The sequence below is a fragment of the Streptomyces sp. XM83C genome (genome assembly GCF_023072675.1).
Taxonomy (GTDB): domain Bacteria; phylum Actinomycetota; class Actinomycetes; order Streptomycetales; family Streptomycetaceae; genus Streptomyces; species Streptomyces thermocoprophilus.
Genome location: NZ_JALLGL010000333.1, coordinates 1 through 6,478 on the forward strand (window position 1 = coordinate 1; position 6,478 = coordinate 6,478).

Consider the following 6,478-nt stretch of genomic DNA (forward strand, 5'->3'; position numbering starts at 1 on the left):
CGCCCCCGCCCCCGCCGCTCGTCGCCGTGGCCGCCCCCCGCGGGCGGAAGCCGGCGACACACGCGACCGCATCCTCGCCGCGGCCCGCACCGTGTTCTCCGAACGCGGGTACGAGAAGGCGTCCGTCCGGGCCATCGCCAAGGCCGCCGGCGTCGACTCCGCGCTCGTCCACCACTACTTCGGCACCAAGGAGCAGGTGTTCGAGTCGGCCATCGAGGTCGTCTTCGCCCCCGCCCTGAGCGGACCCGACGCCCTCGTCGCCGGCCCCGTCTCCGAGGCCGGCGAGCGCATGACCCGCATGATCTTCGGGCTGTGGGAGAACCCCGCCAGCCGCGCCCCGCTCCTCGCGGTCGTCCGCTCGGCCGTGACCAACGACACCGCAGCCGCCGCCCTGCGCCGCCTCGTCTCCTCCCAGCTGCTGAGCCGTATCGCCGGGGAACTGGGCACCGAGGACGCCGAGCTGCGCGCCGAACTCGCGGCGGCCCAGCTGATCGGTACGGCGCTGCTGCGGTACGTGATCAAGGTCGAGCCGCTGGCCTCGGCGGACATCGAACAGGTCATCGCCCGCCTGGCCCCCGTCGTACAGTCGCACCTCACGGGGGCATGACCGCCACCCTTCTCGCCGTACCGCCGCCACGAGACATTCGTCCCGCGATCCGGACACCGCGTCCCGGCCTCTGGATGACCGGCGTACGCTCGACTGAAGTCAGAGCACTCTGACCGAAGGTCTGAGAAGGAGCGAGCGACGATGCCCGAGCTGAGGTCCCGCACAGTCACCCACGGCCGCAACATGGCGGGCGCCCGCGCCCTTATGCGCGCCTCCGGTGTACCCGGTGCGGACATCGGCCGGAAGCCGATCATCGCGGTCGCGAACTCCTTCACCGAGTTCGTGCCCGGCCACACCCACCTCCAGCCGGTCGGCCGGATCGTCAGCGACGCGATCCGTGAGGCGGGCGGCATCCCGCGCGAGTTCAACACCATCGCAGTGGACGACGGCATCGCCATGGGCCACGGCGGCATGCTCTACAGCCTGCCCTCCCGCGACCTGATCGCCGACAGCGTGGAGTACATGGTGGAGGCGCACTGCGCCGACGCCCTGGTCTGCATCTCCAACTGCGACAAGATCACCCCGGGCATGCTCAACGCCGCCCTGCGGCTGAACATCCCCACGGTGTTCGTCTCCGGCGGCCCCATGGAGTCCGGCCGCGCCACCCTCGTCGACGGCACGGTCCGCACGCTCGACCTGGTCGACGCGATCTCCGACGCCGTCAACGACAAGATCTCGGACGACGACATCCTCCGTATCGAGGAGAACGCCTGCCCGACCTGCGGCAGCTGTTCCGGCATGTTCACCGCCAACTCGATGAACTGTCTGACGGAGGCCATCGGCCTCTCCCTCCCCGGCAACGGCTCGGTGCTCGCCACGCACACCGCGCGCAAGAAGCTGTACGTGGACGCCGCGCACACCGTGATGGACCTGGTCCGCCGCTACTACGAGCAGGACGACGAGTCCGTCCTGCCCCGCTCCATCGCCACCTTCCAGGCCTTCGAGAACGCCATGGCCCTGGACATCGCCATGGGCGGCTCCACCAACACGATCCTGCACCTGCTGGCCGCCGCCCAGGAGGCGGGCGTGCCCTTCGGCCTGGACCACATCGACGCCGTCTCCCGCCGCGTCCCCTGCCTCGCCAAGGTCGCCCCGAACGTCACCAAGAACCGCACGTACTACATGGAGGACGTGCACCGCGCCGGCGGCATCCCCGCCCTGCTGGGCGAGCTGCACCGCGCCGGCCTGCTGAACGAGGACGTCCACTCCGTGCACAGCCCGTCCCTCGCCGACTGGCTGAAGACCTGGGACGTGCGCGGCGGCTCCCCGTCGCCGGAGGCCGTCGAACTGTGGCACGCGGCGCCCGGCTGCGTCCGCTCCGCCGAGGCCTTCTCCCAGTCCGAGCGCTGGGAGTCGCTGGACGACGATGCCGAGAACGGCTGCATCCGCTCCGTCGAGCACGCCTACTCGAAGGACGGCGGCCTCGCCGTCCTCAAGGGCAACCTGGCCGTCGACGGGTGCGTGGTGAAGACCGCCGGCGTCGACGAGTCCATCTGGACCTTCGAGGGCCCCGCAGTCGTCTGCGAGTCGCAGGAGGAGGCCGTCCAGAAGATCCTCACCCAGCAGGTCAAGGAGGGCGACGTCGTCGTCATCCGCTACGAGGGTCCCAAGGGCGGGCCGGGCATGCAGGAGATGCTGTACCCGACCTCGTATCTGAAGGGCCGCGGCCTCGGCAAGGCCTGCGCGCTCGTCACCGACGGGCGCTTCTCCGGCGGCACCTCCGGCCTGTCCATCGGCCACGCCTCCCCGGAGGCGGCCTCCGGCGGCACCATCGCCCTCGTCGAGGACGGCGACCGCATCCGCATCGACATCCCCAACCGCTCCATCGAGCTGCTGGTCGACGAGGCGGAGCTGACCCGCCGCGAGCAGGCCCTGAACGGCGTGTACGCCCCGAAGAACCGCGACCGCAAGGTCTCCGCCGCCCTGCGCGCCTACGCCGCGATGGCGACCAGCGCCGACAAGGGCGCCGTCCGCGACGTGTCCAAGCTGGGCTGACTGCCGAAAGCCCCGGCTACCCGCGTACCCGGGCCGAAGGGCCGCCTCCGGCGGGGGCGGCCCTTCGGCCTGTCCGGTGCGCTCTGCGCGCGTACGCCTCGTCGGCTCCACGCGCGCGTGCCCGGAGGGCTGCGTACGCGCGCGTGCCTGCAAGGCTGCCTGCGCGCGCGTGCCCGGAAGGCTTCGCCCACGCGCGTGCCCGTACGGCCCCCTCAGGCGCCCCACCCGATCGGGTCCCGCCCGTCCACGGCGAACACGGTGCCGTCGGGGGCGGCGGCGAAGACCTGGCCGGCGTGCACGACGGGCTGCGGCAGGGCGCTGGCGACCGTGCCCGGGTCGGCGCTCATACGCGGCGGTGTCTGCCCGACGAGGCGCCCGTCGCGGGCACCGACGGCGAGCAGTCTGCCGTCGGCGGCGGTGACGAACACATGGGCGTCGTCGGCGGCCGGGACGGAGCCGCGGCTGACCGCGGTCTCCAGATGCCACAGCTCCCTGCCCGCGCTCATGTCGACGGCCTCCAGCGAGCCGCCGCCCGCCAGCACATGGACGACGTCACCGTGCACGGAGGCCTGCGCGTCCAGCCGCGGCACCGGCAACGCCACCCGGCGGTACGCGCGCGTGCCCGGCGTGTACCGCACCACGGCCTTCGTCGTCCCCGACGACGTGTCGCCCTCCAGGAAGAAGACCGATCCTCCGGCGGAGCCCACGGGCTTCAGCGCCCCGCGCAGCCGGGCCGCCCACCGCACCTCACCGGTACCCGGGTCCACAGCCGTGACGCGGGTGTACCCGTCGTCCAGCGCGGTCGCCGCGTACGCCGACGTGTCCCCGTCGTCCCGGTCGAACGACACGAAGAACGGCGCCGCATGACCGGCGATCCTCCGGCTCCAGCGGGTCTCGCCCGAGGCGCCGTCCACACCGGTGACCTTCCCGTCCCCGCCGGTCAACAGGAGCATGCCACCGGCCACGGTCACGGCGTCGTACGCGGACGGCTCCCGCTCCCAGCGGGCCTTCCCGGACGCCGGGGCGAGCCCCGACAGCCGGCCCTGCTGCCGCGTCAGCGGCTGCACGAGCCCGCCGGAGAGCACCGGCGGCCGGTTCGTCAGGGCCTCCGGCACCTCGTGCCGCCACAGCAGCGTGCCGTTCGCCGGGTCGAGGGCGTAGATCCAGCGGGACTGGGCGCACAGCAGCTTCCCCGCCCCGTACGAGCACTGGGGCATGCCGTCGGCGTCGTCGAGCGGGCGGACCGCCCAGGAGCGGACCTGGGCCGCAGCGGCGCGGGTCGCCGGGTCCTTCGGCTCGCTCTGCGTCGTACCGAACATCTGGACCGAGCCGAACACGGCGCCCGCCGCCACGACGAGCGCCCCGGCACCCCACAGGGCCTTGCGACGCGCGCCCTTACGGCCACCGCCACGGCCGGCCGGAACGGACCCCGCATCGCCCCCGGTGCCGGCCACGGAGTCGCCTCCGGCCTCGGCCTCGGAGACCGCCTCGGCCTCGGAGACCGCCCCGGACGCCTGTCCGGCCTCCGCCGCAGCGACGGCGCCGGAATCGTTCCCGGCCTCGGCGCCGGCGCCCGCCCCGGAACCGCCCCGGCTGTCCGCCCCGGCATCCGCGCCCGCGCCGATGCCCGCGCCGCCGTCCGCCCGCGCACCCGCCCCGGGAAAGGTTCCTGCGGAACCTCCCGGCCCCTCCTTCCCGGGCCGCTGGGCCGGTATGAACGCCTGGGTGTCGTACGACGCCGCCACCGACCGCAGTTTCCGCATCAGCTCATCGGGCGTGGGCCGGTCCTCGGGCTCCTTTGCGAGGCAGCGCAGCACGAGCGGCGCGAGGTTCTCCGGTACGCCGGTCAGGTCCGGCTCGTCATGCACGACCTGGTAGGCGACGACGTACGGGCTGTCGGAATCGAACGGCCCCCGCCCGGTCGCCGCGTGCACCATCACCGAGCCGAGGGCGAACACATCCGCCGCCGGCCCGACCTCCCGGGGCCGCCGGAACTGCTCCGGCGCCATGAACGGCGGAGTGCCGATCAGCTTGCCGGTCTCGGTGCGCAGTTCGCTGTCCTTCGGCCGGGAGATGCCGAAGTCGATGACTTTCGGCCCGTCCTCGGCGAGCAGCACATTGCTCGGCTTGAGGTCCCGGTGCACCACACCCACCCGATGGATGTCCCGCAGCGCCTCCGCCAGCCCGGCCATCAGCCGACGCAACTGCCCGGGCGCCATAGGGCCGTTCCGCTTCACATGGTCGGCGAGGGTGGGGCCGGGGATGAACAGCGTGGCCATCCAGGGGCGTTCGGCCTCCGGGTCGGCGTCGACGACCGGCGCGGTGAACGCCCCGCTCACCCGCCGGGCGGCGGCCACCTCCTGCCGGAAACGCCCCCTGAACTCGGGGTCCCGCGCGAACTCGGCGTGCACGACCTTCACCGCGAGGCGCATGCCCGAGGTGCTGCGGGCCAGGTGGACGACGCCCATCCCGCCGGAGCCGAGGCAGGACTCGAGACGGTAGTGACCGGCGTACTCGGGGAGTTCCGCTTCCGCGCCGGCTCCGATGTTCCGCTGTGGCGCCATGGAACCCCCCCCGTGCTGTTCGTCCGCGCGCGACGCTCGGAGCCTATTCGATGAGACGCACGAGTCAGAGGAGGCTTGCTAGTCTCCGCGTACGAGTTACGTACACGTGTTCATGGCGTGATTCGATGACTCGTCCGATTCATGCGAGTTGACGCGATCCATGCGATCCGTGCGCTTCGCGCAATCCACGCAATCCACGCAATCCATGTGATCCATGTGATCCGTTTGGCGCAGACGAGCCGAGGGAATGATCGGTGCCCCACAGCAACCGTGGGACTCCGACGGGGGGAGGAACGCTCATGTCCGTAGAGCAGATCGAGCACCAGGACAAGGACGACAACAAGCACGAGAACAAGCACGAGAACCAGGACGGGGCCACCGAGGGCATCACGACCCACGCCGCGTCCGCCACCGGCACCACCACCGCTGCCGCCGCACTGCGCACCTACGCCGTCGCCCCGGGCGTGCGGCTGAACGTCCGCAGCGGCCCGGGCACGAACTACCCCATCGTGCGTGTGCTGCCCGCGGGCTCCCGTGTGCCGATCTACTGCCAGTCGCCCGGCACGTGGGTCACCGGCACCTACGGCACGTCGAACATCTGGGACAACATCAGCAACGGAGAGTTCGTCTCGGACGCGTACGTCTACACCGGCAGTGACGGCTACGTCGCATCCCGCTGTAGCTGACACCGAGCCGGGGGTCCCCGCACCTCCGGGAGCCATAATCGTGGCGTGAGCAGCGACGAGAACGGCACCCCGGACAACCCTGCGGGCCCCCGGCCCGAACCCCTGAGGTTCTTCGGCACGACGTGGGTGGAGCACTCCGACGGCTACCGCGCGCGCCGGATCGGCGTCGCCGTGGGCTCCCTCGCCGCGGCTGCCGCCTCCTGCCTGGTGCTGCGTTTCGCCTACGACGGCATCCAGATCGCCGACAGCGGCGGCCTGGTGAACATCCTGCTCGTCGCCATGTTCGCGATCTGTAGCGCGCTCGCCTTCCGGCACACCTGGGACGGCTTCAGCCGCCGCCCGGACGCCGAGCGCCACGCCAACCTGCGCGGACTGCTCGCCATCGGTTTCGTCGGCTCCCTCCTGGCCTATTTCTTCCGCTCGCTGACGGAGGCCCCCGGCGAGCGGCTGCACCGCCGCGAGTACGAGGCCGCCCTCGAACAGCACGCCAAGCGCACGACCCGACGCACGGGCAACCCGGCGAAGAAGCGCCGCAAGCGTTAGCCGGCACCCGTTCGCACCCGTCCCAGCAGCTCACTCCTGCCCCACCAGCCCCGCCGACGGCACCTTCGGCGCCATCGCCGTCT

At 72.2% G+C, this 6,478-nt stretch carries 5 protein-coding genes; 4 read left to right on the forward strand and 1 reads right to left on the reverse strand.

Features of this window, described 5'->3' with window-relative positions; genetic code table 11:
- Together MTQ10_RS26270 and ilvD are read left to right on the forward strand one after the other, a co-directional pair.
- Positions 1–607: TetR/AcrR family transcriptional regulator (locus MTQ10_RS26270; protein WP_247472644.1), on the forward strand; the 607-nt coding region annotated here is incomplete at its 5' end.
- 141 nt (positions 608–748) lie between these two features.
- Positions 749–2,602 carry a dihydroxy-acid dehydratase gene (gene ilvD / locus MTQ10_RS26275; RefSeq protein ID WP_247472645.1) on the forward strand — a complete coding sequence of 618 codons (1,854 nt, stop codon included), beginning with the start codon at positions 749–751 and terminating at the stop codon, positions 2,600–2,602.
- A 212-nt stretch (positions 2,603–2,814) separates the two neighbouring features.
- Here ilvD and MTQ10_RS26280 read toward each other — a convergent pair whose 3' ends face one another.
- Positions 2,815–5,166: a serine/threonine-protein kinase gene (locus tag MTQ10_RS26280; protein WP_247472646.1), complete on the reverse strand. Its 2,352-nt coding sequence runs from the start codon at positions 5,164–5,166 to the stop codon at positions 2,815–2,817.
- 299 nt (positions 5,167–5,465) lie between these two features.
- Between MTQ10_RS26280 and MTQ10_RS26285 the strand changes: the two genes are divergently transcribed.
- Both MTQ10_RS26285 and MTQ10_RS26290 read left to right on the forward strand, forming a co-directional pair.
- The gene (locus MTQ10_RS26285) at positions 5,466–5,852 is read left to right on the forward strand and encodes an SH3 domain-containing protein (RefSeq protein ID WP_247472647.1); all 387 of its coding nucleotides are present in this window, start codon (positions 5,466–5,468) and stop codon (positions 5,850–5,852) included.
- A gap of 45 nt (positions 5,853–5,897) precedes the next feature.
- Positions 5,898–6,395 carry an EamA/RhaT family transporter gene (locus MTQ10_RS26290; protein ID WP_247472648.1) on the forward strand — a complete coding sequence of 166 codons (498 nt, stop codon included), beginning with the start codon at positions 5,898–5,900 and terminating at the stop codon, positions 6,393–6,395.
- The last annotated feature ends 83 nt before the right edge of the window (positions 6,396–6,478 follow it).